The 26,626-nt window shown below is 59.8% G+C and carries 21 protein-coding genes; 14 read left to right on the top strand and 7 right to left on the bottom strand.

Annotated elements, in window-relative coordinates; translation table 11 throughout:
- Window positions 1-306: 306 nt before the first annotated feature.
- Entirely contained in the window at window positions 307-999 is a 693-nt protein-coding gene (locus tag ACTJLA_RS12090; protein WP_057975886.1) for an aspartate/glutamate racemase family protein, read from the bottom strand.
- Window positions 1,000-1,351: 352 nt separating this feature from the next.
- On the opposite strand from ACTJLA_RS12090, the gene ACTJLA_RS12085 reads away from it, so the two are divergent.
- From ACTJLA_RS12085 to ACTJLA_RS12065, 5 genes are all read left to right on the top strand, one after another.
- Complete coding sequence (locus ACTJLA_RS12085; RefSeq protein ID WP_197900561.1) at window positions 1,352-3,577, top strand: cytochrome P450; 2,226 nt, start codon at window positions 1,352-1,354, stop codon at window positions 3,575-3,577.
- Complete coding sequence (locus ACTJLA_RS12080) at window positions 3,574-4,371, top strand: class I SAM-dependent methyltransferase (RefSeq protein ID WP_054896525.1); 798 nt, start codon at window positions 3,574-3,576, stop codon at window positions 4,369-4,371. Before ACTJLA_RS12085 ends, ACTJLA_RS12080 begins: the two co-directional genes overlap by 4 nt.
- 49 nt (window positions 4,372-4,420) lie before the next feature.
- Window positions 4,421-4,990 carry an isopentenyl-diphosphate Delta-isomerase gene (gene idi / locus ACTJLA_RS12075; RefSeq protein WP_054896524.1) on the top strand — a complete coding sequence of 190 codons (570 nt, stop codon included), beginning with the start codon at window positions 4,421-4,423 and terminating at the stop codon, window positions 4,988-4,990.
- Between the two features lie 126 nt (window positions 4,991-5,116).
- Complete coding sequence (locus ACTJLA_RS12070; protein ID WP_054896523.1) at window positions 5,117-6,475, top strand: M10 family metallopeptidase C-terminal domain-containing protein; 1,359 nt, start codon at window positions 5,117-5,119, stop codon at window positions 6,473-6,475.
- A 114-nt stretch (window positions 6,476-6,589) separates the two neighbouring features.
- Window positions 6,590-7,261: a DUF3313 domain-containing protein gene (locus ACTJLA_RS12065; RefSeq protein WP_054896522.1), complete on the top strand. Its 672-nt coding sequence runs from the start codon at window positions 6,590-6,592 to the stop codon at window positions 7,259-7,261.
- A 56-nt stretch (window positions 7,262-7,317) separates the two neighbouring features.
- Here ACTJLA_RS12065 and ACTJLA_RS12060 read toward each other — a convergent pair whose 3' ends face one another.
- Window positions 7,318-8,718 carry a DUF1254 domain-containing protein gene (locus tag ACTJLA_RS12060; protein WP_198791289.1) on the bottom strand — a complete coding sequence of 467 codons (1,401 nt, stop codon included), beginning with the start codon at window positions 8,716-8,718 and terminating at the stop codon, window positions 7,318-7,320.
- Between the two features lie 114 nt (window positions 8,719-8,832).
- Window positions 8,833-9,186, bottom strand: coding sequence for a response regulator (locus tag ACTJLA_RS12055; RefSeq protein ID WP_060773084.1), 354 nt, complete (start codon window positions 9,184-9,186; stop codon window positions 8,833-8,835).
- 262 nt (window positions 9,187-9,448) lie between these two features.
- Here ACTJLA_RS12055 and ACTJLA_RS12050 point away from each other — a divergent pair, with 262 nt between their 5' ends.
- From ACTJLA_RS12050 to ACTJLA_RS12030, 5 genes are all read left to right on the top strand, one after another.
- Complete coding sequence (locus tag ACTJLA_RS12050) at window positions 9,449-12,946, top strand: response regulator (protein WP_054919026.1); 3,498 nt, start codon at window positions 9,449-9,451, stop codon at window positions 12,944-12,946.
- Complete coding sequence (locus ACTJLA_RS12045) at window positions 12,947-13,777, top strand: CheR family methyltransferase (RefSeq protein ID WP_019817062.1); 831 nt, start codon at window positions 12,947-12,949, stop codon at window positions 13,775-13,777. It begins immediately after the preceding gene.
- Entirely contained in the window at window positions 13,774-14,373 is a 600-nt protein-coding gene (locus tag ACTJLA_RS12040) for a chemotaxis protein CheB (protein WP_054896518.1), read from the top strand. Before ACTJLA_RS12045 ends, ACTJLA_RS12040 begins: the two co-directional genes overlap by 4 nt.
- Window positions 14,367-15,560, top strand: a complete 1,194-nt coding sequence (locus ACTJLA_RS12035) for a hybrid sensor histidine kinase/response regulator (RefSeq protein WP_034127459.1) — start codon at window positions 14,367-14,369, stop codon at window positions 15,558-15,560. The genes ACTJLA_RS12040 and ACTJLA_RS12035 overlap by 7 nt, the downstream gene beginning before the upstream one ends.
- A 78-nt stretch (window positions 15,561-15,638) precedes the next feature.
- A complete protein-coding gene (locus ACTJLA_RS12030) occupies window positions 15,639-16,016 on the top strand; it encodes a response regulator (RefSeq protein WP_032897270.1) in 378 nt (125 codons plus the stop codon).
- A 61-nt stretch (window positions 16,017-16,077) separates the two neighbouring features.
- On the opposite strand, the gene ACTJLA_RS12025 is transcribed toward ACTJLA_RS12030, so the two are convergent.
- The 4 genes from ACTJLA_RS12025 to ACTJLA_RS12010 form a co-directional block, all read right to left on the bottom strand.
- Window positions 16,078-17,748 carry an ATP-binding protein gene (locus ACTJLA_RS12025; protein WP_440841309.1) on the bottom strand — a complete coding sequence of 557 codons (1,671 nt, stop codon included), beginning with the start codon at window positions 17,746-17,748 and terminating at the stop codon, window positions 16,078-16,080.
- A complete protein-coding gene (locus ACTJLA_RS12020; RefSeq protein ID WP_034127457.1) occupies window positions 17,748-19,247 on the bottom strand; it encodes an ATPase domain-containing protein in 1,500 nt (499 codons plus the stop codon). The genes ACTJLA_RS12025 and ACTJLA_RS12020 overlap by 1 nt, the downstream gene beginning before the upstream one ends.
- A gap of 202 nt (window positions 19,248-19,449) precedes the next feature.
- Window positions 19,450-20,508, bottom strand: a complete 1,059-nt coding sequence (locus tag ACTJLA_RS12015) for a tetratricopeptide repeat protein (protein ID WP_198791286.1) — start codon at window positions 20,506-20,508, stop codon at window positions 19,450-19,452.
- 70 nt (window positions 20,509-20,578) lie between these two features.
- Window positions 20,579-21,472 (bottom strand): bestrophin family protein, encoded by an 894-nt coding sequence (locus ACTJLA_RS12010; protein ID WP_054919016.1) that lies wholly within the window; start codon window positions 21,470-21,472, stop codon window positions 20,579-20,581.
- Between the two features lie 374 nt (window positions 21,473-21,846).
- Here ACTJLA_RS12010 and ACTJLA_RS12005 point away from each other — a divergent pair, with 374 nt between their 5' ends.
- From ACTJLA_RS12005 to ACTJLA_RS11990, 4 genes are read left to right on the top strand one after another with little or no spacing between them, the layout of a single operon-like run.
- Window positions 21,847-23,496: an AMP-binding protein gene (locus tag ACTJLA_RS12005; RefSeq protein WP_197900558.1), complete on the top strand. Its 1,650-nt coding sequence runs from the start codon at window positions 21,847-21,849 to the stop codon at window positions 23,494-23,496.
- Window positions 23,497-23,517: 21 nt separating this feature from the next.
- Window positions 23,518-24,285, top strand: a complete 768-nt coding sequence (locus tag ACTJLA_RS12000) for an SDR family NAD(P)-dependent oxidoreductase (RefSeq protein WP_054896513.1) — start codon at window positions 23,518-23,520, stop codon at window positions 24,283-24,285.
- A 12-nt stretch (window positions 24,286-24,297) separates the two neighbouring features.
- Window positions 24,298-25,482 (top strand): acetyl-CoA C-acyltransferase, encoded by a 1,185-nt coding sequence (locus ACTJLA_RS11995; protein ID WP_054896512.1) that lies wholly within the window; start codon window positions 24,298-24,300, stop codon window positions 25,480-25,482.
- 9 nt (window positions 25,483-25,491) lie between these two features.
- Window positions 25,492-26,619, top strand: coding sequence for an acyl-CoA dehydrogenase (locus tag ACTJLA_RS11990; RefSeq protein ID WP_034127453.1), 1,128 nt, complete (start codon window positions 25,492-25,494; stop codon window positions 26,617-26,619).
- Window positions 26,620-26,626 lie beyond the last annotated feature (7 nt).

The following is a 26,626-nucleotide window of genomic DNA, read 5'->3' as shown; positions in this document are numbered from 1 at the left end:
AGTCCAGCGGGAGCAAGCTCCCTCGCCACAAGTCACTGGTTGTCTGCTCTAGCTCTTAACTGACTGGCATTAGGGCAAGCGCGCGAAGGCGGAGTGTCAGTCACTGAATCTACAACTGAACCACCGCTATCGCAGGCAAGCCAGCTCCCACACGGGTCATGCATTACCCACAGAATCAGCGTCTGGTACAGATCCCCTGTGGGAGCGGGCTTGCCCGCGAAAGCGGGCTGACAGCCCGCCAGGATGTTGGATCAGACCGAGTACATACCCGTTATTCAGGTAAGGACCACAAAGTTGTGTCGATACCTAAGCCTCTAAGGCAAACCCCACCGCGGCCTGCGCATGCAACGCGGTGGTGTCCAGCAGCGGCAGGGCGCTGTGTTCGGGCTGGACCAGCAGGCAGATTTCCGTACAGCCGAGGATGATCGCCTGGGCGCCTTGTGCAGCGAGTGCCTGGATCACCCGCTGATACACCTGGCGTGACGCGTCACTGATGATGCCCACGCACAGTTCTTCATAGATGATTCGGTGCACCTCCTGGCGTTCATCCGCGTCTGGCACCAGCACGGTAAGCCCCTGGGCGGCAAGGCGGGACTTCAGGAACTCCTGCTCCATGGTGAACGCGGTACCCAGCAAGCCCACCGTCAGGGTCCCGGCCTCCAGAGCCGCCGCCGCCGTGGCATCAGCAATATGCAGGAAGGGGATCGACACCGCCGCCTCAATACGCGGTGCCACCAAGTGCATGGTGTTGGTACACAGCACCACACAATCAGCGCCCCCGGCCTGCAAGCGCCGTGCGGCATCTTCCAGGATCAGCGCGGCATCGTCCCAACGCCCGGCATGCTGAGCCTGTTCCACCGGGCCGAAATCCACGCTGTACATCAACACTTGCGCCGAGCGCAGCGGGCCAAGACGGTCGCGCACGCGCTGGTTTATAAGGCGGTAATACTCGGCGCTGGACTCCCAGCTCATGCCGCCGATAAGGCCGATGGTGCGCATAGGGTGCTCCTGAAAAAGGATAAGCCTTCACCTTATCCACTCGAGGCTGATAAGTCATACGCAGTTGCCGACCCATTCACCGGAGCAGTTCAAGAAGCGTGGGTGATCCGTCATTGTTCGGTATTGGGCGACTCGTCCATACCTGTGAGAAATGACAGTATATTTTTCTGAAACCCCCCTATTTAATCAGCACGAACGACCGAGCAGCCCCTGAGCTGATGGCGACGCTCCGTTTTCCCCTACGCCGAAAGACCGCCATTGCCGGGTGACCTTCGGATACCTCTCACATCCTGTGTTTTTGATTTCAAATAAAGTCAGCCCTACTGAAAGTTTGATTCCAGAGGAGCTTTTCATGGCAGCGCAACACTGTGAAGGCGACACCGATACCCGCCACAACAGTCATTCGTCACCGGCGCCGCTCACTATTCCCGATATCCAGCTACCTTTCGCCGTTGCACCGCCGCGTGCCGACACTGAACGGTTGCGTACGCATGCGCTTGCTTGGGCGCAGCGATACGGTTTGATCGGCAGGCGTGGCGCGCATCGGTTGACCACCACGGCACTGCTCGACCTGGGAATAGCATTGTGCGGGCGGGCGCCCACGCACCGAGCGCAGACTCTGGTGTGCTGGTACCTGTGGGCGCTTACGCTGGATGACCGTATTGATGACGGACCCTGGGCGGAAAACGGCGCGCTGGAGCATTTCATCGCCGCCGTGCAGGCATTGACCGACAGCGGCGATGCTGTGCCGTCAGGTGAACGCGGCGGGTTCGAGGACCCGATGCTGGCTGTTCTGGTCGACGACTTGTGGCCCGAGACCCAGCGTTGGGGCAGCGGGCCTTGGCGGAAGAGGCTGGCGGGGCATTTGGTCCAGCATCTGCGCGCGCAGGCGGCGCAGGTACGCATGCGAGAAACCGATACGGCGCTCGCCTTGGCTGAGTATCTGCCGTTGCGCCGGGATTCCTTCGGCGCCCTGTTCTTTTTTGATCTGATCGATGGTGCCGAAGCCCTGGACCCGTACGAGCATCCTGCGCAGGTGGAAACGTGGAGCAGGTTGCGTAAGCACGCTGCCGATATCATCGCGTGGACAAACGATATCCACTCGGTTGCCAAAGATGTGGTGTGTGGCGAGCGCTTCAATCTGGTATCGATACTCGCGCACACCGCTGGCCTGGACTGGCCTGGCGCGATAGAAGCAGCCCATCAGATGGTCAACACGGCAGTTGCTCAATTCACGGCAGCCGCTACCGAGCATGCCCATTACCCGCCGTGCGCTGCGACCGATCCGGACCGGTTGCGTCAGGTTGTCCGGGCGGCGGGGGACTGGCATCGCAGCGTTTCGCGCTATCACCTACAGGCCGATGGCTGCGCGGTACAGCACAGCCGACAAGTGGACCTGGCGCTGACTCCGCCGACCCTCAAGTCCCGCCAGTTCGAAATCGACCCGTACCCCTTGTATGAGCGTTTACGCACCACACTTCCGATCGCGTACGACGAGCCCACCGATGTGTGGCTGGTCAGTCGCTATGTGGATGTCAAAGCCGCGCTGACCCACCCAGGGGCAAGCAATCGCAACTACACCTGGCAGATTGGGCCGCTGCTGGGGCACACCATTGTGACCATGGACGGCTGCGAACACGCCCAGCACCGAGCATTGCTCACCCCGTCGTTTCGCAGCAAGGCGCTGGTGGCGCTCGAAGCGTCTGTCACCGCAGTGACCGCAGACTTGCTGGCGCGTATGCAGGGCCGGCCTCAGGTCGACCTGATTGCCGATTTCACCGCTGCGCTGCCGGTGCGAGTGATGGCTCATGCATTGGGCCTCCCGGCACACACACGAGAGGAGGTGGAGCGGCTCAAGCGTTGGTGTGCCATCGGCTTCGCGTACATGGGCAACTATCGTCAGGACCCAGCACTGTTGACCGGCGGGTTATCCAACCGAGACAGTTTTTACCACTTTATCCAGCCCTACATCGACGCTCGGCGTATAGAACCCAAGGACGACTTGATTTCACAACTCCTGGCGGCACGCATTGACGACCAGCCGTTGTCCGAGTCCTTTGTACGGTCCTATTGCGCGATCCTGATGACGGCAGGCAGCGAGACCAGTCACGGCGCCCTGGCGAATCTGATTGTCAACCTGTTGAGCGAACCTGGCGTGAAAGAGGCGGTGATCGCTGATCCAGCACTGATGGACAACGCCCTCACTGAAACCCTGCGACGCAACCCGCCATTGCAACTTGTGCTGCGGGAGGCGACTGAACCGCTGCAACTGCCCTCGGGAACAATTCCGGGTGGCGCAACCCTGGCCTGCCTGATCGGTTCAGCCAACCGTGATCCGGCCCGGTTCAGCGACCCGGACACCTTCAATATGTTGCGCGCCGAACAGGCGACCAGCCATTTCGCTTTCGGAGCGGGGCGCCACTTCTGCCTGGGCTCCATGCTCGCCCGGATGGAGATCACGATCGGTGCGCGCATGCTGCTGCAGACCTTTCCCAACCTGCGCTGGGCTCCGGGGTTCAAGCCCGAAGAGCGCGGGTTTCTCAATCGCTGCCCTGATCAATTGGAGGTCGTGCTTTGACCACATCTGTTTCCACCGAGCAACCCGGCTACACCCGCAGCTATCTCGCGGACCAACACGCAGGCCAATTGGCGAGGTTGCAAACCCTGGAGCGCGCCTTTGACCCGTTAAGCCATAAGGTTTTTGAACGATTGGATCTGCCGGACGCGCCCGCGATCCTTGATCTGGGCGCCGGTGCCGGATCGCTCGCGGGCTGGTTGAGCCAGCGATATCCCGACGCAACGGTTACCGCCACGGATATCGATACCCGCTTCCTGGTCGATATCCCCGGCATCAAGGTGATGACCCACAATGTCACGACCGATGATTTTCCTGCGGCATCGTTTGACGTGGTGCACGCCCGGGCGTTGCTGTGCCACCTCACTGACCGCGAGGAGATAGTGACGCGAGCCGCCACTTGGTTACGTCCCGGAGGCTGGTTGGTGATCGAAGATGTGAGCCTGCAACCGAGCCTCAGAACGACGAACCCGTTGTTGCGCAAAGTAGCCCAGGCCGGAATCACACTGTTGGAGCAGTCCATCGGGTCTGACATGTTCTGGGCCGATCGACTGCCTGATCGGCTACGTGACCGGGGGCTTGTCAACGTGGGGCATCGCACCCTCGAAGGCCGAATCGGCGACAACAGCCCGGCAGATGCCTTCTGGGCGGCAACCACCGCGCAGGCAGGGCCTGCATTGTTGGAACTTGGGTTACTCACCCAGGCAGAGCTGGATGCCATGGTCATGCTGCGTGCCGATCCAGCGTTCACCGACGCCGCGTTGACCTTGGTCAGTGCCTGGGGACAAATTCTTTAGCTCGATACTGTGTGGCGTGCGCGCCTCATTGCACAAAAGGAGATCCAGCATGATCCACGAGGTAGTGTTAGTCGACGCACAGGATGTACAGATTGGCGTGTGCGATAAACGCGATGCTCACCTGGGAGCTGGGCAGCTTCATCGCGCTTTTTCAGTGCACTTGATTGACAGCCGTGGGCGTCATCTGCTTCAGCGTCGGGCGGCGGATAAAATGCTCTGGGCAGGTTTCTGGTCGAATGCCTGCTGCAGTCATCCGGCACCTGGAGAGACTATTCTGGATGCCGCCTCTCGTCGTCTGCGTGAAGAGCTAGGCGTCTGGGCTTCGTGTCGAGCTCTCTATTACTTTGAGTATCATGCTTTGTTTGGCTCGATCGGCGCCGAGCATGAACTCTGTCATGTGCTGGTTGCTCAATCTGACGCTGAGGTCTCGCCCGTCCCAGAGGAAGTCAGCGATATCAAGTGGCTGACCCGCGCCGAAATAACGGCCCAGCTTGCAGAGCCCCGAGCGCCATTCACGCCCTGGTTTCGGATGCAGTGGCAGCGCCTTCTATCAGAGCATCCTTCGTTCGATGCGCCCAGGGCCGAGGCCACGCTCCCACCGCTGGGTCGCGGAGCATGAGGTAGATAGGCGTCGGCTGCCAGGTGAGTTTTTGGAACTGTTTTGCGTAGGAATACCACTGATACGCAGGTCGCCGGCCTGCCGTCAGGCGAGTAGACAAATGCCAAGTTCCCATAGGACTACCTCATGAATATTGATCCGAACATTGCGTTGGCAAGAGCATGCGCCACCAGCGTTGCACACAGGACTGTCGTTGAAATTGCTCATGCTGACGACCGCGGCGATAAGATTAAACATCGCCAAGTTTCATTGTCCATGGACCAAGTATTAAAAGGGTCAAAAGGTGCAGCCGGATTTGCCGGTTCACTGGGTTCCGGGGACCCTGCGGAGGTGACGTATGAGTTCGCCAATCGTCCCGAAACGGGGGGCACGACCAGCCAGTTCACAGAAGCACAAAAAGGCGTGATCCGTGAGACCCTGAATAATTTCAGCGATACTGCAAATATTCGGTTCAAAGAGTCTGTCAATGCACAATCCCATCATATGCAGATCAAGGTTGATGGCGGTAGCTTCAAGTGGCAGGCCCCCTGGTATACGCCCGTGTCCGATGACGAGCCCGGCAAGGTGCAGGTATCGCTGAACCAGCGCCATGCCGATGAGCTGGTAAAACCCAATAGTTTTGGGCGTCACATCATTGCAAAGGCTGTGGCCTTTAAATTAGGTCTTCCTGACCCAGCGTCTGCAGTATCGAGAAGCAACTACGCGGAAAATACGTCGGCTTACACGGTAAGGAGTCCTTTTCTGGAAACCCGCTCAGACCATCGCTTTAATAAGTTCCATGGTGATAAGACTCAGTATTCAAGTGCGCTGATGATGGATGATATTGCAGTCACGCAAGATAAATTTGGTGCGAACCTCCAAACGCGGACCGGGGATACGACGTATGGCTTTAACTCCAATGCTGATCGTGACGTATTCAAACTGCAGTCGAGCGACGACTTGCCGGTGTTTTGCGTGTGGGACGCCGATGGTAATGACACCTTCGATTTCTCCGCCTTCAGGCAAGATCAGGTTCTCAACTTGAAATCGGGCAGCTTCTCTAATGTTGGGGGAGGCCTAGGCAACGTTTCGATCGCCAATGGCGTCACCATCGAACGGGCTATTGGCGGTGCGGGCAATGACATTTTAATTGGCAATGACGTCGGTAACGAACTGGAGGGCGGCGAGGGCGATGACATTCTTTATGTCAAGGCGAACTCGGGTTTTAACCGGCTGACAGGCGGGCCGGGTAAAAATACCTTCGTTATCGGCGCGAACGACTCATCTGCCAGCTTCGCAAACACCGTAATAATGGATTTCGTCAGCGGCAAGGATAAATTGGATATTTCAGCCCTGCGCGCAGCCCACCCTCGACTCACCTTCACCCACGAATATTATCGCAGCCATAATCTCACCTTTTTGCGTTTCGATTTCGATGGCGACAAAAAAGAAGACTTCATGGTGAACATATATGGGCGAATCGCGGATTCCGATTTCCGCTTCTGACCTGAATGTTTAACGCATGTACTGGCTGGCGCCGAGCGAAATCAGGTGTGCTGCCCAAGTATTGGCTATACCTATAGCTCATTCTTACGATGATGGTCGCCAGGGAGTTCACTAATGAAGCTAAGGCTAATAATCGGCACAGTGTGCGTCGCCTCGCTCGGTTTGGTTGGTTGCGCCAGCAAAGTGGTGCAACCGAATGAATATTCAGGGTTCCTTTCCAACTACAGCCAGCTCAAGGAAGCCAAGTCACCGTCGGGGGCTGAGGTGATGCGCTGGGTTGATCCACAGCTGGACCTGAGCCGCTACACCGCGGTCTACATCGAGCCTACCCAGTTTTACCCCAAGCCCCAGGCCACTTCCCGAATTCCCGAGAGCACGTTGCGGGGCATCAATGACTATTACAACCAGGCGCTCAAGCGCGAGCTGGGTCAGTCACTGCCCGTGGCCAATGCCCCAGGCCCAGGGGTAATTGTTGTGAGAGCGGCGATTACCGCCGTGAGCAGCAAGACCGAGAGTCTTAAGCCATATGAGTTTATTCCCGTCGCCCTGGTGGCTGCGGCAGTGAGCACGGGCACCGGCATTCGCGACCAGGAAACCACCCTGGGCACCGAGGCGCAGTTCATCGATGGCGCCACTCATAAAGTGCTGGCCCAAGTGGTGCGCAAAGGCACCGGCAAGCCGCTGGCTAATGACTCCCAAGTGATGAAGGCCGACGATGTAAAAAGCGTCATCGACGGTTGGGCGTCAGACCTGCACCAGTCCTACGTGAAACTGAAAAAACACTGAGCCAAAAAAAAGCGCGGCGGGTCATCACCCGCCACGCTTTTTTTATTTCGCAAAGATTATTTTAGCGGCGTCAACGCTGGTACCTTCCACTGGCCGCTGGCAACTTCAGGCTTGGGCAGATAAATGCGCAAGACCGCGTAAAACGGGCCGGGTGGGGCCGGCAACCAGTTGCTCTGCTCAGCCTTGGGTGGCTCGTGGTGTTGCAATGCCAGGGTCAAGCCACCATCGGCATCGAGCTTGAGGGTCGGTAGCATCTGCGAGTTGATCAGGTAGCGCTTCTTGTGATTCGGCACCAGCAATTTGGTCTTGGCGTCGTACATCGTCAGCGACCAGAACGCATCAGCCGGCGGCAACTGGTCCTTGGCAAAATGCACGGTGTAGCTGTGGCGTGCACCATTGGCCGGTTTGCCCTCGCTGTCGATGACGTAGCTCAAGTGCGCGGCTTCATCACTGGAGTTGCCAAACATCCCCAACTCGGCACCGGCGTAGCGGTATAGGTAGTTGTTTTGCAGGTGGTCGCGGCTGCCGTACAAGTCTGCGCCGGTCACTTGGCGGGTGTCGACCTTGGCCTTCTTGAACGCGGCGAATTCAGCGCGGCCATCGGCGATGCCGTCTTCCAGAGCCTTGCGCTGCTCGGCGGTCAACTGGTTGACTTTGAACGGCGCGCCCGGGGCAATACCGATCCTGGCAAAGCGCGCCAGCAGATCTTTTTCATTGTCCTGGGGCGCGGCGAAGGCCAGCATGAAGTTCAGGTAGCGAAACAGCTGCGGGCCTTCGGTCATCGTCGCCATCGGCTTGGGCCATTGGATCTTCGGCACGTTGGCGGGGGCGGGTTGCTTCACATAACTGCTCAGCGCCTGCACCTTGTAGCCGCTCTGGATCTGCTTGACCTTGCTCAGGTCTTTGTCGTCAAACAGTTGAGTGCGGTAAAGGGCGTAGGCGATGTTGCTTTCGCTGTAGACCACACGGTCGATGTCCACCGGCTGCTGACCTTTCCAGTCTGGCCCGGCGATCATGTAGTGCCCGCCGTTATTGCCGGTACTGCGGGTGCCCAGGTAGGCGAAATTCTGCGTATAGAGGTCGATCAATTGCACCGAGTAATAGCGGTTGTCTTCAATCTTGGGCAGGGTCAGCACCAGCGGTTCTTTGCGCAAGTCCATCCACACGAACGAGTAGGGCGTGTCGACGTTCGGGGTGGTAACTGCGTTGTCCTTGGGGGTGAGCACCTGGGCGCTGTTTTCGATACGGTTGAACGGCGCCTTGAAGTGGGCACCGCCTTTATCAACGGCCTGGGTGTAGAGCGTCTTGTACATCTGCACCACCGGGAAGCCGTACAAGTAGGCTTCCTTGGCAATGGCCCTGGCTTCGCTGGGGCTTGCGGTGAAGTCAGCCCAGGCGCCGGAGCTCATGAGTATCGAGAGGCTCGCCAACAGCAGGCGCGTCGGTTTTCCAATCATGTTGTTGCGTCCTTCCTGAGTGCTATCTGAGAGCGTGGCGTGAAGGCGCTGAGTTTCCTGTTTTATTGGCCGGTCGTCACGTTAATCTCTGCAAAGGACCATGGGGAAGGGGCGTTAGAGCATGGATTTGACTTTGTCACGCAACTGATCGATCGAAAACGGCTTGCCAATCACCTCCATACCCTCGGGTACATCAATGTTTTCGGCATAGCCGCTGGCAAACAGGATAGGCAGGGTAGCGCGCAGTTCGCGGACCTTGGTTGCCAGTTGTTTGCCGTCCATGTCGGGCAGGCCAACGTCGGTCATCATCAGGTCGATGATCTGGTCGGTATTTTGCACCTGCGCCAGTGCTTCCCCAGCATCCGCGGCTTCGAGCACCTTGAACTCCAACTCTTCGAGGACATCGACGATCAGCATGCGCACGATGGCGTCGTCTTCGACTACAAGGATGGTGGAGGTGTGGGACATAGTGGACTTTCCTGAACAGTGAGAGCGCTGGGCTTAAAGGCAACTAGATTGTGAGTAATAACAATGCCAGCAAGTTCCGAAGCAATTGCTGGCATTGTGACCTTAGCGGCGCAAAAAGTCCCGTCCGCTTGCGTGCTGACTCACCAAGGTGCAGGCGCCATGAGCTAGACCGCATCCGCTGCCAATCAACGCACAAACATAGCGTTGAGCGACGTTATTCGGGCAAACTTGCGGTTTTCCCGCATTTGGCCAAGGCATGCCCATGACACCCGCGTCGTCCGTCGATGAAAAAAGCTTTCGTACCTTGCTGAGCCGTAACGTGGCCCTGCCCTTGGGCGTGGGCGTGCTCAGCGCGGTGTTTTTCGTCTGCCTGATTACCTATTTGCTCTCGGTGATCCAGTGGGTGGAGCACACCGACCGCGTCATTAACAACCTCAATGAGACGTCCAAACTGACGGTTGACCTGGAAACGGGTATGCGCGGGTTCCTGATCACCGGTGACGAGCACTTCCTTGATCCGTACGAAGTGGCCAAGCCGCGGATCATTGCCGACCTGCGCAATTTGCAGGATCTTGTGGCCGACAACCCGCAGCAGGTCGACCGACTCAAGCGCTTGGAAACCTTGCAAACCGAATGGAACAACTACGCACAGTCGATGATTGAGCTGCAGCGCAACAGCGGTGATTACCGGGGCGCGGTCAAGGCGGGCCGGGGCAAGCGGCTCACCGATGAAATTCGCAAGGAATATGAGGACGCGGTGGCGATGGAACAACAGTTCCGTATCACCCGTAACGCAGAGGTTACCCGCACGACGGTGATCAGTGTCACGTTGTACCTGGCGTTTGTACTGGGGCTGAGTGGTTTTCTGGCCTACATCGGCAGGAAGAATTTAATTTCACTTTCAAAGAGTTACAGCGCAAACCTCGCGTCACAACAGAAGATTGCACGGCGCCTGGAGCAAACCGCCTGGCTGCGCAATGGCCAGACCGAGCTGGCCGAGCAAGTGCTGGGCCAACTGACCCTGAACATGCTGGGACGCAATATCCTGCAGTTCTTCGCCCAGTACATGGGCTCGGCCGTCGCGGCGCTGTACGTGCGCGAAGAACACGGCGGCCTCAAGCGTGTGGCCACGTATGGCTTCTCCCGCGAGCAGGAACAACAGGAACAGTCGATCTACAGCGACGAAGGCATCGTCGGGCAGGCCGCCCAGCGCGATCGCCTGATTCGCCTGGACGATGTGCCGGTGGATTACTTCAAGGTCAGTTCCGGCCTCGGTGAAGGGGCCGCCCGCAGCGTATTGGTGGTGCCAACCAGCGATGATGACCGTGTCAATGGCGTGGTCGAGCTGGGTTTCCTGCGCCCGCTGGATGAGCGTGATATCGAACTGCTGGAACTGATCGCCGGCAATATCGGCACCTCCATCGAAGCCGCGCGCTATCGCCAGCGCTTGCAGGAAGTGCTGGCCGAGACCCAGCAGCTCAACGAAGAACTGCAAGTACAGCAGGAAGAGCTCAAGACCGCCAACGAAGAGCTGGAAGAACAGTCGCGCATCCTCAAGGAGTCCCAGGCCCACCTGGAAACCCAGCAGGCTGAGCTGGAGCAGACCAACGAGCAACTCGCCGAACAGACCCAGACCCTGGCCGAACAGCGCGACGCCATGGACCGCAAGAACATCGAGCTGAACCAGGCCCAACTGGAGCTGGAAGACCGCGCCGATGAGCTGCAGCGTTCCAGCAAGTACAAGTCCGAATTCCTGGCCAACATGTCTCACGAGCTGCGCACACCGCTGAACAGCTCGCTGATCCTGGCCAAACTGCTGGCAGATAACCCCCAGGAAAACCTCAGCGCCGAGCAGGTCAAGTTTGCCGAATCGATCTATTCAGCCGGCAATGACTTGCTCAACCTGATCAACGACATCCTGGATATTTCCAAGGTCGAAGCCGGCAAGCTGGAAGTGCGCCCGGAAAACGCTAGCGTCGAACGCCTGGTGGATGGCCTGCGCGGCATGTTCGAGCCGCTGGCAATGGACCGCAAACTGGGCTTCCAGGTGGACGTGCAGCAAGGCTCGCCAACCCTGCTGTTTACTGATCGCCAACGCCTGGAGCAGATCCTCAAGAACCTGTTGTCCAACGCCATCAAGTTCACCGAACAGGGCGAGGTCAGCCTGTCGGTGTCACGCGCGCCGGGGGAGGGCATTGCCTTTACCGTGCGCGATTCCGGCATAGGTATCGCCCCGGATCAGCAGGAAAGCATCTTCGAAGCCTTCCGCCAGGCCGACGGAACCACCAATCGCCGTTACGGCGGTACTGGCCTGGGCTTGTCGATTTCCCGTGACCTGGCCACCTTGCTGGGCGGCTATATCAGTGTGACCAGCGAACCGGGCAAAGGCAGTATTTTCACGCTTGTACTGCCTGAACAGTATGTCGAACGCGACGAGGACGCAGCGCCGATCGAGCCACCGCGTCAAGTGGTGGTCGCGCCGGCACCGGCGCCCGTCAAGGTGTCGCCATTGCCGGTGGCCGACGCCAAGCTGATCCCACGCTTTGCCGACGACCGAGAAAAAGCACCGTTCAGCACCCGCTGCATCCTGGTGGTGGAAGACGAGCCGAATTTTGCGCGAATCCTGTTCGACCTCGCTCACGAACTGGGTTACCACTGCCTGGTCGCCCACGGTGCCGACGAGGGCTATAGCCTTGCCGAGCAGTACATCCCCGACGCGATCCTGCTGGACATGCGCCTGCCAGACCATTCCGGGCTGACCGTGCTGCAACGCCTCAAGGAACACGCCAACACGCGCCATATCCCCGTGCATGTGATTTCCGTGGAAGATCGCGTCGAAGCTGCCATGCACATGGGCGCCATCGGTTATGCCGTCAAGCCCACTACCCGCGAAGAGCTCAAGGACGTGTTTGCGCGCCTGGAAGCCAAATTGACCCAGAAGGTCAAACGCATCCTGCTGGTCGAAGACGATGACCTGCAGCGCGACAGCATTGCCCGCCTGATCGGTGACGATGACATCGAGATCACCGCCGTAGGCTTTGCCCAGGAAGCCCTCGACCTGCTGCGCACCACCATCTACGACTGCATGATCATCGACCTCAAGCTGCCGGACATGCTCGGCAACGAGCTGCTCAAGCGCATGGCCACCGAGGACATCTGCTCGTTCCCGCCAGTAATCGTCTATACCGGGCGTAACCTGACCCGGGATGAAGAGGCCGAACTGCGCAAGTATTCACGCTCGATCATCATCAAGGGGGCGCGCTCGCCTGAGCGTCTGCTGGATGAAGTCACGCTGTTTCTGCACAAAGTCGAATCCCAGTTGTCCCATGACCGCCAGAAGATGCTCAAGACTGCCCGCAGCCGCGATAAGGTCTTCGAGGGGCGCAAGATCCTGCTGGTGGACGATGACGTACGCAATATCTTCGCCCTGACCAGCGCCCTGGAGCACAAAGGCGCTGTGGTGGTGATCGGGCGTAACGGCCAGGAAGCCATCGACAAGCTCAATGAAGTGGACGATATCGACCTGGTGCTGATGGACGTGATGATGCCGGAGATGGACGGTTACGAGGCCACCGCCTTGATCCGCCAGGACCCACGCTGGAAAAAACTGCCAATCATTGCCGTGACGGCCAAGGCCATGAAGGACGATCAGGAACGTTGCCTGGCAGCAGGCTCAAACGATTACCTGGCCAAGCCGATTGACCTGGACCGCCTGTTCTCACTGATTCGCGTATGGCTACCGAAGATGGAACGCATTTAAGTGGAGCAGTGTTTCTTGGATAAGAGCAGCGATATTGAGCTGCGCCTGTTGATCGAGGCGATTTACCTCAAGTACAGCTATGACTTTCGCGACTACTCGGGCGCGTCGGTCAAACGCCGTGTGGCCCATGCCTTGCGTCAGTTCGACTGCGCGACCATTTCCGCACTGCAAGAGCGCGTGTTGCACGACCCGGCCGCGTTCATGCAGTTGCTGCAATTCTTGACCATTCCGGTGAGCGAGATGTTTCGCGACCCGTCGCACTTCCTCGCGATTCGCCAGGAAGTCGTGCCGCTGCTCAAGACCTACCCGTCGATCAAGATCTGGATTGCCGGCTGCAGCACGGGCGAGGAGGTGTACTCCATGGCCATCCTGCTGCGTGAAGAAGGCTTGCTGGAACGCACCATCATCTACGCCACGGACATCAACCCCGCGTCGCTGGACAAAGCCAAGCAGGGCATCTTTTCCCTGGAGAACGTGCGCGCCTACACCGCCAATTATCAGCAGGCCGGCGGGCAACGGTCATTTGCCGACTACTACACAGCGGCTTACGATTACGCGATCTTCGACAAGACATTGCGCGAGAACGTGACCTTTGCCGACCACAGCCTTGCGACCGACAGCGTATTCTCAGAAACTCAATTAATTTCATGTCGTAACGTATTGATTTATTTCAATAAAAAATTGCAAGATCGAGCGTTTGGCTTGTTTCATGAGTCGCTGTGTCATCGCGGCTTTTTGGTGCTGGGCAGCAAGGAAACCCTGGATTTTTCCGCCTACAGCAAGCAATTCGAGCCCTTGGTCAAGCAGGAACGGATTTACCGAAAATCATGAGCGACGCGCCAGACACCCCGATTTCGGGGATCGAAGCCATCGTCGTCGGCGCTTCCGCCGGCGGCGTTGAGGCGTTGCTGAGTATTTTCGGCCAGTTGCCGAGCACCTTCGCGCTGCCGATCATTGCCGTGCTGCACCTGCCGGACGAGCGCCGCAGCCAACTGGCAGAAGTCTTTGCCCGGCGCCTGAACATCCCGGTCAAGGAGGCCAGGGACAAAGAAGCGCTGGAGGCGGGCACCTTGTACTTTGCCGGGCCCGGTTATCACCTCTCGGTAGAGCAGGACCGCAGCCTGTCCCTGAGCCAGGAAGACCGGGTGCACCATTCCAGACCCGCCATCGACTACCTGTTTTCCTCGGCGGCCGATGTGTATGGGCCGCGCCTGCTCGCCATTTTGTTGACTGGCGCCAACCAGGACGGCGCAAGCGGGCTGGCCCACGTCAAGCAATCGGGTGGCATTACCATCGTGCAGGACCCACAAGAGGCACGCATTGCCGTCATGCCCCTGGCGGCCCTGGCCTTGCACACACCTGACCATATTCTTTCCTTGAGCCGAATCGGCTCATTGCTGGCTTCCCTGGAACCCTTCCCATGTTAAGTACTGTCCAGGCCAAACTGCTGATCGTCGACGATCTGCCGGAAAACCTGCTGGCCCTCGAGGCGCTGATCAAGCGTGAGGATCGCCAGGTCTTCAAGGCATTGAGTGCCGACGAGGCGTTGTCCCTGTTGCTGGAACATGAATTCGCCATGGCGATCCTCGACGTGCAGATGCCTGGCATGAACGGTTTCGAACTGGCCGAACTGATGCGCGGCACCGAAAAGACCAAGAACATCCCCATCGTGTTCGTCAGCGCCGCTGGCCGCGAACTCAACTACGCCTTCAAGGGATATGAAAGCGGCGCGGTGGACTTCCTGCACAAGCCGCTGGATATCCATGCGGTCAAGAGCAAGGTCAATGTGTTCGTCGACCTGTATCGGCAGAGCAAGGCGATGAAGCTGCAAGTTGAAGAACTGGAGCGCAGCCGCCGTGAGCAGGAGCTGTTGCTCACGCGCCTGCAGGCCACCCAGGCCGAGCTGGAACAGGCGGTGCGCATGCGTGACGACTTCATGTCGATTGTCGCCCACGAAGTGCGTACGCCCCTCAACGGGCTGATTCTGGAGACCCAACTGCGCAAGATGCACCTGGCCCGGGACAACGCCGCGGCGTTTACCCTGGACAAGATGCGCGCCATGGTTGACCGCGATGAGCGCCAGATCCAGAGCTTGATCCGCCTGATCGAGGACATGCTCGACGTGTCGCGTATCCGTACCGGCAAGCTGTCGATTCGCCCGGCACGCATCGACCTGGCGCAACTGGTACGCAACCTGGTGGATAACTTCGCGCCGCAAGTGGCAGCCGCCGAGTCGTCCATGCAATTGCAGGCCGAAAGCCCGGTGCAAGGCTGCTGGGATGAGTTCCGTATCGAGCAGGTGATCACCAACCTGCTGACCAACGCCCTGCGCTACGGAGCCAAGAGCCCGGTGCAGGTGCGGGTGTATACCGAGCATGGCGAAGCGCGGGTAGAGGTACGCGACCATGGCATTGGTATCAGCGAGGAGAACCAGAAGCGTATTTTCCAACAGTTCGAACGGGTTTCGGCCAACCATTCCGCAGCCGGCCTGGGCCTGGGCCTGTTTATTTCCGAGCAGATCGTGGCGGCCCATGGCGGCACGATTGAGGTCGAGAGTCAGATAGGTGAGGGCGCCCTGTTCCGGGTATGCCTGCCTTTGGAAGTGGCCGAGTGAAATCAATCGTCACCCCGACGCAACCTCTGCGTGACCCCATGGTCGTAACTGCAGCAATTGACCGGACAAAGGCTTCCCATGAGTGAAGATGCACAAGATGTCGTACTGATCGTCGAGGACGACGAATCCATTATGTTTGTGCTGGGCGAGTACCTGGCAGGCTTGGGCTACCGGGTCTTGAAGGCGATCGACGGGGAGCAGGCCTTCGAAATCCTTGCGACCAAACCGCACCTGGACTTGATGGTGACCGATTACCGCCTGCCGGGTGGGATCTCGGGCGTGCAAATTGCCGAGCCGGCAATCAAATTGCGTCCGGAGCTGAAGGTGATCTTTATCAGCGGGTACCCGCAGGAAATTCTGGACTGCCACAGCCCCATCACGCGCAATGCGCCGATCCTGGCAAAGCCGTTCGATCTGGATACGCTGCAGGAGCATATCCAGCGGTTATTGGCGTAATACCGCACAACTTGAGACTCTGCGCATCTCGACGCTCTTCTTTTTAGGTGGCGTGACCGCCTCAGGCCCTGATCATTTCTCGGACCTTGGCGGTCAATAAATCGAAGGTAAACGGCTTGGTGATCAACTGCATGCCCGGATCCAGGAATCCCCCTCGCACGGCGGCATGCTCGGCATAGCCGGTGATGAACAATACCTTGAGTTGAGGACGAATCTGCCGGCCGATTTCCGCCAGTTGCCGGCCGTTCATACCGGGTAGGCCGACATCGCTGATCATCAGGTCAATGCGCTGTTCGGATTCAATAATCGGCACCGCCGTATTCGCATCCCCAGCCTCGATAAACCCATACCCCAGTTCTTTGAGCACAGCGCTGACCAGCACCCGAACCGCGGGGTCATCCTCGACAATCAACACCGTTTCCCCAGCATTGGCAAACGGCAGCAGTGTCGGGTTGAGCGGCGCCTGTGCCTGGGGCTCACCGATGAAGCGCGGCAGAAACAGGCTGACCGTCGTGCCTTGGTTGACTTCGCTGTGGATGGTCACATGCCCACGAGACTGACGAGCGAAGCCGTAGATCATCGACAACCCAAGACCGGTGCCTTGGCCGATGGGTTTGGTGGTAAAAAACGGATCGAACACGCGGCCCATCAGATGTTGCGGTATGCCGCAACCGTTGTCGCTGACACTCAGCTCTACGTAGTCGCCCGGGGTCAAGGTGCCGTAGGCGGCGGTAAAGACACTGTCGAGGTGGCGATTGGTGGTCTCCACGGTCAGCGTGCCACCCGTGGGCATGGCGTCGCGCGCGTTGATCACCAGGTTGAGCAAGGCGCTTTCGAGCTGGTTCGGGTCGGCTTCGGCGGTCCACAGGGCATCGCTCAGACGCATGTCCAGGCTGATGCTTTCGTTGATGCTGCGTTGCAGCAACTCGCCCATGGCTGCCACCAGTTGATTGATATGCACGGGCTTGGAGTCAAGCGATTGTCGGCGCGAAAACGCCAGCAACCGGTGTGTGAGGCTGGCCGCGCGATTGGCGGAGGTCACACCCAGGTCGATCAGGCTGTCCAGGTCATCCAGCTTGCCTCGGGATACCCGCCTGCGCAGCAGTTCCAGGCTGCCGATAATGCCCGTGAGCATATTGTTGAAGTCATGGGCGATACCGCCGGTCAACTGGCCGACGGCTTCCATTTTCTGCGACTGGCGCAAAGCCTCTTCGTTATGGCGCAGTTGAGCCGTGCGTTCTTCCACTTGCTGTTCAAGCGTTTCCAGGGTGCGCTGCAGCCGCAGTTCACTCTCGCTCAAGTCAATCAACCGGTCCCGTGCTTCGTATTGGCGACGCCGACCGCGCAGCGCGGCGCTCACCAGGCTGATCAGGGTAATGGGGTGGAAAGGCCGCTCCAGAAACGTCACGTTGCCCAGCAAGCCACTGAGCCGGGTGGAGCCGTTCTGCTCTTTGCCGCCATGATGGGTCATCAGCACGATCGGCAGGTCGGACCACGCCGGCTGCTGGTGCAATTGCTCGAGCAGTGGTTCAAGGTCTACGCCACGCAGCGCCTCGGCGGCAATGATGAGCAGGCCGGCGCCTTGCGCCAGTTCTTCGCACACTTGCCCCAGGTTGCTGGCGACGATCCCGCTGTAGCCGGCTTCGTTAAGCATCATCAGCGCCAATGAACCATCGCGGCCCATGGGCGCCAGCACGATGGCGCGCTCGGAGATGGGGGAGAGGGCCGGCACTAGCCCTCATCCTTGAGCAGAGGGGAGCCGGCGCCCATATAGGTTGGAATGCCGCGCAGCACACCCTGGAAGTTATCCAGGGGAACACCCACGGTCATGCCACGGCTGCCGATGCGATATTCGCGGATAGTCGACTCATGGGAGCCAGTCCTTTTCTTGATGATCGAAATGGCCCGGCGAACTTTGCCCAGAGCCTCGAAGTAACGCAGCAGGATCACGGTGTCAGCCAGGTAGGTGATGTCGACCGGGGTCTGCATATCGCCCACCAGGCCGTGCTGGGCCACCGTCATGAAGGTCGCGGCACCGCGGCGGTTGAGGTACAGCAACAGCTCATGCATATGGAGGATCAACGCGTTTTCTTCAGGCATTGCGGCCTGGTAGCCGTTGATACTGTCGATGACCACCGTCTTGATGCCGCGCTCATCCACGCAGCGACGAACCCGGTGCGAAAATTCGCCGGGGGAGAGTTCAGCGGCGTCTACCTGTTCGATCAGCAGGTTGCCGGTGTCCCGTAGCGCGGCGAGATCAATGCCCATGTTTTTCATGCGCTCGAACAGCAGGCCCAGTTCTTCATCGAAGATAAACAGCGCAGCCTTTTCGCCTCGCGCCACGGCGGCGGCGGCGAAGATCATCGAGATCAGCGACTTGCCGGTGCCCGCCGGGCCGAGAATCAGGCTGCTGGAGCCGGTCTCGATACCACCGCCGAGCAAAGAGTCCAACTCCTCGATGCCACTGCTCAACGTTTGACGGTTATAACCACCGCGATGCTCGGCCGCTACGAGGCGCGGGAACACGTGAATGCCGTCGCCCATGATGGTGAAATCATGAAAGCCGCCACGGTATTTCTGGCCACGGTATTTCACTACGCGGATACGCCGACGCTCGGCACCGTAGGTGGGGGTCAGTTCTTCCAGGCGAATCACGCCGTGGGCCACGCTGTGCACGGTTTTATCCAGGGACTCGGTGGTCAGGTCGTCCAGCAGCAGTACGGTGGCGTCATAGCGTACGAAGTAGTGCTTGATCGCCAGGATCTGCCGGCGATAGCGCAAGGAGCTTTGCGCCAAAAGGCGGATCTCAGACAGGCTGTCGACCACCACGCGGGTCGGCTTGACCCGTTCTACCACTTCAAAGATCTGGCGGGTGGCTTCACCCAGTTCCAGGTCGGAGGAATACAGCAGACTTTGCTGGTGATCGGCGTTGAGCAGGCTTTCCGGTGGGGTCAGCTCGAAGATATGAATATGCTCATCCAAGTCCCAGCCGTGGGATTTGGCACCCTGGCGCAGTTCGTGCTCGGTTTCGGACAGGGTGATATATAAGCAACGTTCGCCGTTCTGCGCACCGGCCCGCAGAAAATGCAGGGCCACGGTGGTTTTACCGGTGCCGGGTTCGCCTTCGAGCAAAAACACGTGGCTTCGCGATAGCCCCCCGGCAAGAATGTCATCAAGACCTTCGACGCCGGTGGCCGCCTTTTCACTCAACAGCTGTTTGGATGTACTCAAGAAGTGCCCTCAGGTCACGTACAAGTAGAGGGGCACGCCGAATGGGACGCGCCATATTCACTTGACCGTAGTGGCACGTAGCGGTTCAACGTTTTGTAAGAAATGCAGCCGTGTAGGAGCGAGCTTGCTCGCGAAGATCTGAAGGGCGCCACGGTGAACCAGGCAGTCCGCGTNTTAACGATCTTCGCGAGCAAGCTCGCTCCTACAGGCCCTGCTGTAGCGCCGGATCATCCGGGTTCTGTTGCTCCAGTTGAGCGAGCAGCACCTGGACGTTCTGCAACTGGCCGGTCTCTTTCCAGTAGGTGACCAGCAGCACGCGGGCTTTGCGGTTGGCGGGGTGACGCTGGACGATTTCTTCCAACTGGCGCTGGGCCGCCTCTACTTCGTCCTGGGCGTGCAGGGTCGTGGCCAGGTCGTAGCGATAATCCGGGTTGTCCGGCGCAAGCTCCACCGCCTTGGACAGGCCGAGCAGGGCGTAGGGCCGCTCGCCATGGTGCAGCAGCCACATGCCCAGAGCATGTTGCAGGTAGGCCGATTCGGGGTGCGCAGCCAATTGTCGGGCCAGCAGTTGACGCGACTCGTCAGTCTTTCCTTGTTTGTCCAGCAGTTCGATTTGCGATACCACCGCTTGCAGGTTGTCCGGCTGCAAGCGCATTGCCTGCTCCAGGGCGTTTTGCGCCTCCGGCAGCAGGGCGCTGTGGATGTACAGGCGCGCCAATTGAATCCAGCCTTCAGCCGTTTCGGGCTGGGCCTTCAGCGTTGTCACGAATTCGTCGAGCACCTGCTGCAGTGGGCCAAAGTACAAACCCAGGGTATCGGGCGACAGGCCGAGCAAGGCGTTGGCGGCCGCAAAGCGCACCGATTGTTCCGGATCGTCCAGCACCGGGCCGAGCAGTAAGGTGCGCTGGCCAGTGGGCACCAAGCCGACGATGCTGTGAATCGCGGCTTCGCGCACCAGCGCCGACTTATCGGCGAGGTCTTTATCGGCCAGTTTCAGCGCCTGGGGGCTGGGGTAATTGGGCAGCTCGGCGTGCAAGGCGGCGCGGCGCTCGGGCAACAGGTCCGGCCGGCCGAGCTGTTGGTACAACACACGTGCGGCGCCTGGCTCGCCATTATGCGCCTGCTTCAAGGCCTTGGAATAGCCATGGGCGATGGCCGGGGGGACGGCCACTGCCGGGGTACGGGAGAAAAACCAGGTGATCAGTACGATCAGCAACAGGGCGCACAGGCCGATGATGGAGTAACGGCGAGACTTTGACATGCAGGCGTCCGAAAGCTTGGGCAGCAAAGTTCCAAGCTTCGGTCAGTGCGAGGCGAGTGTCAAACCCGCGTCAGGTCAGCACGTAGTCCGCTGGCTCCAACGCTGGCGGCAGGTTGACTTCACCCAAGGCGGAGAGGATCTCGCGCTCCAATGTCCGCAGGATAGCGTCACACGGCAAGTCGTTTTCGTCGAAGCCGAAGGGGTCTTCCAATTCATCGCCAATCGCATCCAGGCCAAAGAAGGTGTAGCTGACAATCGCGGTGAACACTGGCGTCAACCAGCCAAGAGGCTCGGCCATGGCGAATGGCAGCAAGATGCAGAACAGGTAGATGGTGCGGTGCAACAGCAGGGTGTAGGGAAAGGGCAGTGGTGTGGTCTTGATGCGCTCGCATGCCGCCTGCACCTGGCTCAGGCTGACCAGCCGGGCTTCCAGTTGGGTGTAGCGCCATTCGCTGATCACGCCCTGTTGTGCCAGGACCGAAAAGCGCGCACCGACTGCTTGCAGCACGCTGTCCGGCAGGTTGGGGTGGCTCGCTGGCACGCTGATCCACGGGTGTATCGCCCGGGCTTGATCTTCATGGCGCAAATGCGCGACCAAGCCATGGGCAAAACCGCACAGGCCGCGCAGCAGGCCAGCACGCTCGGCGGTGTCCCCCAGCACCTGGGTCTCGCGAATCAGCGAGCGCACGTCAATGACCATTTGCCCCAGTTGCTTGCGGCCCTCCCACCAACGGTCGTAGCAGGCGTTGTTGCGAAAACTCATGAAGATCGACAGTGACAGGCCCAACAAGGTGAAGGGCGTAGCGTTGACCTTGGAAAAATAGGCGGGGTGCAGGGTTTCCACCAGCACGATGACCGAGGCCAACAGCGTGACCAGCAGGCTGCGCCAGGCAATGCGCTTGGCAATGGAGCCTTTGAGGGAGAACAGGATACCCAGGACGTTGGGTTTAGGGCGAACGATCATGGAGGGCTTCTGTGGCGGAGCAGGCTGTCAGATTAGAAGCTGCTATGCATCGCGTCCAATCACTTGGATCGACCGTCTGATCAGTCAACTCAATGACTAACGTGTGAACCGGCAGTACATAACCCTGTGGGAGCAGGCTTGCCTGCGAAAGCGGTGGTGCAGTGACAGTCGGGGTGACTGACCCACCGCCTTCGCGGGCAAGCCCGCTCCCACAGAAAAGCGAAAAAGCCCCCGTGTTCACTACGGACTGGCCAAACCAGTCAGCCAAGTTGAAGGCTTTGACCATTGCCGCTGCGCCGCTCTGGAGCGACTATTTCAGCGGTTTATCGAGTTGTAAACGTCCTGAAAATAAAAACACAGAAGGATAGGAAGCGATGCGTGAGTATTTGGCTGCCACTACCGAGTTTGATTACCAGCATACCGCCGACGCCGCACTGGCCGGCAATCTGCAGGCGCTCAATGCCTGTGTTGAATGCTGTGACCGTCACGCGCTGCCGGGGCGCATCGCGTTGTTCTGGGAAGGCAAGGACGGGCGCAGCGCCACCTCTACCTTTACCGAACTGCAGGAGCAGGCCGCACGTTTCGCCAACTTCCTGCTGGCCCAGGGCGTCAAGCGCGGTGACAAAGTGGCGGGCCTGTTGCCTCGCACTGCCGAATTGTTGGTGGTCGTGCTGGCAACGTGGCGCATCGGCGCGGTCTATCAGCCGCTGTTTACCGCGTTCGGACCCAAGGCGATTGAACATCGCTTGAACAGCTCTGGCGCAGCGCTGGTAGTCACCGATGCAGTGAACCGTCCCAAGCTGGCGGAGGTCGCCGACTGCCCGACCATCGTCACAGTCGCCGGGGCCAAAGGCGAAGGTATCGTGCGGGGCGACTACAGCTTCTGGGCCGAACTGCCCAATTACTCTTCTCACTGCGAGCCGGTGCTGCTGGGCGCAGAGGAGCCGTTCCTGCTGATGTTCACCTCCGGCACCACCGGCCCGTCCAAGGCGCTGTCGGTACCGCTCAAGGCCATCGTCGCGTTCCAGGGCTATATGCGCGACGCCGTGGACTTGCGCCCCGAGGACGCGTTCTGGAACGTTGCCGACCCTGGGTGGGCCTATGGCATCTATTTCGGCGTGACCGGGCCGTTGTCCATGGGGCACCCGATTACCTTCTACGATGGCCCGTTCACTTTGGAAAGCACCTGCCGGGTCATCAATAAATACGCGATCACCAACCTGACCGGTTCGCCCACGGCGTATCGGCTGTTGATTGCCGGTGGCGAACAGTTCGCCCGTTCGATCAAGGGCAAGCTGCGCATCGTCAGCAGCGCCGGCGAGCCATTGAACCCGGAGGTGATCCGCTGGTTCGCCGACAACCTGGGCGTGACCATCCACGACCATTACGGCCAGACCGAGCTGGGCATGGTGCTGTGCAATCACCATGGTTTGGCGCATCCGGTGCATGTCGGCTCGGCGGGTTTTGCCTCGCCAGGGCATCGCATCGTGGTGCTGGATGACAACCATCAGGAGCTGCCAGCCGGCCAACCCGGCATCCTTGCCATCGACCGCGAGCAATCGCCTATGTGCTGGTTTGCCGGGTACGACGGCGTGAAAACCAACGCGTTCGTCGGCAAGTACTACCTCAGCGGCGACACCGTGGAGCTGAACCCGGACGGCAGCATCAGCTTTGTCGGGCGCAGCGACGACGTGATCACTACATCCGGCTACCGCGTGGGGCCCTTCGATGTGGAAAGCGCGTTGGTGGAACACCCTGCGGTGGTCGAGGCTGCCGTGGTCGGCAAGCCTTGCCCGGAGCGCACCGAGCTGGTCAAAGCCTTTGTGGTGATCAGTGAGCAATACCGTGCCACCCCGGAGCTGGCTGAAGAGTTGCGCCTGCATGTGCGTCAGCGCCTGGCCGCCCATGCGTACCCGCGGGAAATCGAATTTGTCAGCGACTTGCCCAAGACCCCGAGCGGCAAGCTGCAACGCTTTATTTTGCGCAATCAGGAAATAGCCAAGGCCCAGGCGGCCGTGGCGTGATCCCTTTAAAAGGAAACAACGATGCAGATTGAAAACAAGGTATTCCTGGTCAGCGGCGGCGCGTCGGGCCTCGGCGCGGCCACGGCTGAAATGCTGGTCGCCGCAGGTGCCAAGGTGATGCTGGTGGACTTGAACGCTGACGCCGTGGCCGCCAAGGCCGAGCAACTGGGCGACAACGCCCGCAGTGCCGTAGCAGACATCAGCCAGGAAGCCGCTGCAGAAGCGGCGGTGAAGGCAGCGGTCGAGGCCTTTGGTGGCTTGCATGGCCTGGTCAACTGCGCGGGTGTGGTGCGCGGCGAGAAGATCCTCGGCAAGAATGGCCCGCACGGCCTGGCAAGCTTTGCCCAGGTGATCAACGTCAACCTGGTCGGCAGCTTCAACCTGTTGCGCCTGGCCGCTGCGGCTATCGCTGAAACCGAGGCGAATGCCGACGGCGAGCGCGGCGTTATCATCAATACCGCCTCGGTGGCGGCATTCGATGGGCAGATCGGCCAGGCTGCGTACGCCGCCTCCAAGGGCGCGATCGCCAGCCTCACCTTGCCTGCCGCACGGGAACTGGCGCGCTTTGGTATCCGCGTGATGACCATTGCACCGGGCATTTTCGAAACCCCGATGATGGCCGGCATGACCGACGAAGTCCGCAACTCCCTGGCTGCCGGCGTGCCGTTCCCGCCACGCTTGGGCAAACCCGCTGAATATGCCGCGCTGGTACGCCACATCATTGAAAACAGCATGCTCAATGGCGAGGTGATCCGTCTCGACGGTGCCTTGCGCATGGCCGCCAAATAAGGAGCAATTGCCATGAACGACCCTATTGTTATTGTCAGCGCCGTGCGCACGCCCATGGGCGGTTTCCAGGGCGACCTCAAAAGCCTGACCGCACCGCAGCTGGGCGCAGCCGCCATTCGTGCGGCGGTCGAGCGTGCCGGTATCGCCACCGATGCTGTTGACGAAGTGCTGTTTGGCTGTGTGCTGCCCGCCGGGCTTGGACAGGCGCCTGCCCGCCAGGCTGCCCTGGGCGCCGGGTTGGACAAGGGCACGCGCTGCACCACCCTCAACAAAATGTGCGGTTCCGGTATGGAAGCGACGATTCTGGCCCACGACTCGCTGCGCGCTGGCAGCGTGGATGTGGTGATCGCAGGCGGCATGGAAAGCATGTCCAACGCCCCGTACCTGCTGGATCGTGCGCGCAGCGGCTACCGCATGGGCCACGGCAAGGTGCTGGACCATATGTTCCTCGACGGCCTCGAAGATGCTTACGACAAGGGGCGCCTGATGGGCACCTTTGCCGAGGACTGCGCCGAGCACAATGGTTTTACCCGGGAAGCCCAGGACGCGTTTGCCATCGCTTCCCTGACCCGCGCACAAGAGGCCATCACCCACGGCAGCTTTGCCAGTGAAATCGTCCCGGTGCAGGTCACCGTGGGCAAGGAACAAAAAACCATCCTTCACGATGAGCAACCGCCGAAAGCCAGGCTGGACAAGATTGCCAGCCTTAAACCGGCGTTCCGTGACGGCGGTACAGTGACGGCAGCCAACTCCAGCTCGATCTCCGATGGCGCCGCGGCGTTGTTGCTGATGCGTGAGTCCGAGGCGCTCAAGCGCGGCCTCAAGCCGTTGGCAGTGATCCACGGGCACGCCGCGTTTGCCGATGAGCCTGGGCTGTTTCCGGTGGCGCCGGTGGGGGCGATTCGCAAACTGATGAGCAAGACCGGCTGGGGCCTCGACGAGGTCGACCTGTTCGAAATCAACGAGGCCTTCGCCGTGGTCAGCCTGGTGACCATGAGCAAGCTGGAGATTCCCCACGACAAGGTCAACGTGCATGGTGGCGCCTGTGCATTGGGCCACCCCATTGGTGCCTCCGGCGCACGCATCCTGGTGACGTTGCTCGCGGCCCTGCGCCAGAAGGGCCTCAAGCGTGGCGTCGCCGCTATCTGCATTGGCGGCGGTGAAGCCACGGCCATGGCCGTTGAATGCCTGTATTGAGGATGACCTATGTTGCCCAATGACGAACAACTGCAGATCAGCGACGCCGCCCGGCAATTTGCCCAGGAACGTTTGAAACCCTTCGCCGCCGAGTGGGACCGCGAGCATCGTTTTCCCAAGGAGGCCATTGGGGAAATGGCCGAACTGGGATTTTTCGGCATGCTGGTCCCGGAACAGTGGGGCGGTTGCGACACCGGCTACCTGGCCTACGCCATGGCCCTGGAAGAAATCGCCGCGGGCGACGGTGCCTGCTCCACGATCATGAGCGTGCACAACTCGGTGGGTTGCGTGCCGATCCTCAAATTTGGCAATGACCAGCAGAAAGAGCAGTTCCTCACGCCCCTGGCCAGCGGCGCCATGCTCGGTGCCTTCGCGCTGACCGAACCCCAGGCCGGCTCCGACGCCAGCAGCCTGAAAACCCGTGCGCGCCTTGAAGGCGACCACTATGTACTCAACGGCTGCAAACAGTTCATCACCTCCGGGCAAAACGCCGGGATCGTGATTGTGTTTGCGGTCACCGACCCCGCCGCAGGCAAGCGTGGAATCAGCGCGTTTATTGTGCCCACCGATTCGCCCGGTTATACCGTGGCACGGGTGGAAGACAAGCTGGGGCAGCATGCCTCGGACACTTGTCAGATCCTGTTTGAAGACGTGAAAGTACCGGTGGCCAACCGTCTGGGCGAGGAGGGCGAGGGCTACAAAATCGCCTTGGCCAACCTGGAAGGTGGCCGCGTGGGCATCGCCTCCCAGTCGGTGGGCATGGCCCGCGCCGCCTTCGAAGCGGCCCGCGACTATGCCCGTGAGCGTGAAAGCTTTGGCAAGCCGTTGATCGAACACCAGGCCGTGGCCTTTCGCCTGGCCGACATGGCCACCCAGATCGCCGTCGCCCGGCAGATGGTGCATTACGCCGCCGCCCTGCGTGACAGTGGCAAGCCGGCGCTGGTGGAAGCGTCCATGGCCAAGCTGTTTGCGTCCGAAATGGCCGAGAAAGTCTGCTCGGCCGCCTTGCAAACCTTGGGCGGTTACGGTTACCTGAACGACTTCCCCCTTGAGCGGATCTACCGCGATGTGCGGGTCTGTCAGATTTACGAAGGCACCAGCGATATTCAACGCATGGTCATCTCACGCAATCTTTAAGGAGCCG

Origin of the sequence: Pseudomonas sp. 22072 (assembly GCF_052046095.1) — a bacterium.
In the GTDB taxonomy this organism is placed as follows: domain Bacteria; phylum Pseudomonadota; class Gammaproteobacteria; order Pseudomonadales; family Pseudomonadaceae; genus Aquipseudomonas; species Aquipseudomonas paracarnis.
Note: the sequence above shows the minus strand (reverse complement) of the source record. Positions and strands in the feature narration are given on the sequence as shown.

What these genes read in the sequence shown, in the direction of transcription:
- ACTJLA_RS12090 (WP_057975886.1), bottom strand. Translation starts at nt 999, where the DNA reads ATGCGCACCATCGGCCTTATCGGCGGCATGAGCTGGGAGTCCAGCGCC.
- ACTJLA_RS12085 (WP_197900561.1), top strand. Translation starts at nt 1,352, where the DNA reads ATGGCAGCGCAACACTGTGAAGGCGACACCGATACCCGCCACAACAGT.
- idi (WP_054896524.1), top strand. Translation starts at nt 4,421, where the DNA reads ATGATCCACGAGGTAGTGTTAGTCGACGCACAGGATGTACAGATTGGC.
- ACTJLA_RS12070 (WP_054896523.1), top strand. Translation starts at nt 5,117, where the DNA reads ATGAATATTGATCCGAACATTGCGTTGGCAAGAGCATGCGCCACCAGC.
- ACTJLA_RS12065 (WP_054896522.1), top strand. Translation starts at nt 6,590, where the DNA reads ATGAAGCTAAGGCTAATAATCGGCACAGTGTGCGTCGCCTCGCTCGGT.
- ACTJLA_RS12060 (WP_198791289.1), bottom strand. Translation starts at nt 8,718, where the DNA reads ATGATTGGAAAACCGACGCGCCTGCTGTTGGCGAGCCTCTCGATACTC.
- ACTJLA_RS12055 (WP_060773084.1), bottom strand. Translation starts at nt 9,186, where the DNA reads ATGTCCCACACCTCCACCATCCTTGTAGTCGAAGACGACGCCATCGTG.
- ACTJLA_RS12050 (WP_054919026.1), top strand. Translation starts at nt 9,449, where the DNA reads ATGACACCCGCGTCGTCCGTCGATGAAAAAAGCTTTCGTACCTTGCTG.
- ACTJLA_RS12040 (WP_054896518.1), top strand. Translation starts at nt 13,774, where the DNA reads ATGAGCGACGCGCCAGACACCCCGATTTCGGGGATCGAAGCCATCGTC.
- ACTJLA_RS12035 (WP_034127459.1), top strand. Translation starts at nt 14,367, where the DNA reads ATGTTAAGTACTGTCCAGGCCAAACTGCTGATCGTCGACGATCTGCCG.
- ACTJLA_RS12030 (WP_032897270.1), top strand. Translation starts at nt 15,639, where the DNA reads ATGAGTGAAGATGCACAAGATGTCGTACTGATCGTCGAGGACGACGAA.
- ACTJLA_RS12015 (WP_198791286.1), bottom strand. Translation starts at nt 20,508, where the DNA reads ATGTCAAAGTCTCGCCGTTACTCCATCATCGGCCTGTGCGCCCTGTTG.
- ACTJLA_RS12010 (WP_054919016.1), bottom strand. Translation starts at nt 21,472, where the DNA reads ATGATCGTTCGCCCTAAACCCAACGTCCTGGGTATCCTGTTCTCCCTC.
- ACTJLA_RS12005 (WP_197900558.1), top strand. Translation starts at nt 21,847, where the DNA reads ATGCGTGAGTATTTGGCTGCCACTACCGAGTTTGATTACCAGCATACC.
- ACTJLA_RS12000 (WP_054896513.1), top strand. Translation starts at nt 23,518, where the DNA reads ATGCAGATTGAAAACAAGGTATTCCTGGTCAGCGGCGGCGCGTCGGGC.
- ACTJLA_RS11995 (WP_054896512.1), top strand. Translation starts at nt 24,298, where the DNA reads ATGAACGACCCTATTGTTATTGTCAGCGCCGTGCGCACGCCCATGGGC.
- ACTJLA_RS11990 (WP_034127453.1), top strand. Translation starts at nt 25,492, where the DNA reads ATGTTGCCCAATGACGAACAACTGCAGATCAGCGACGCCGCCCGGCAA.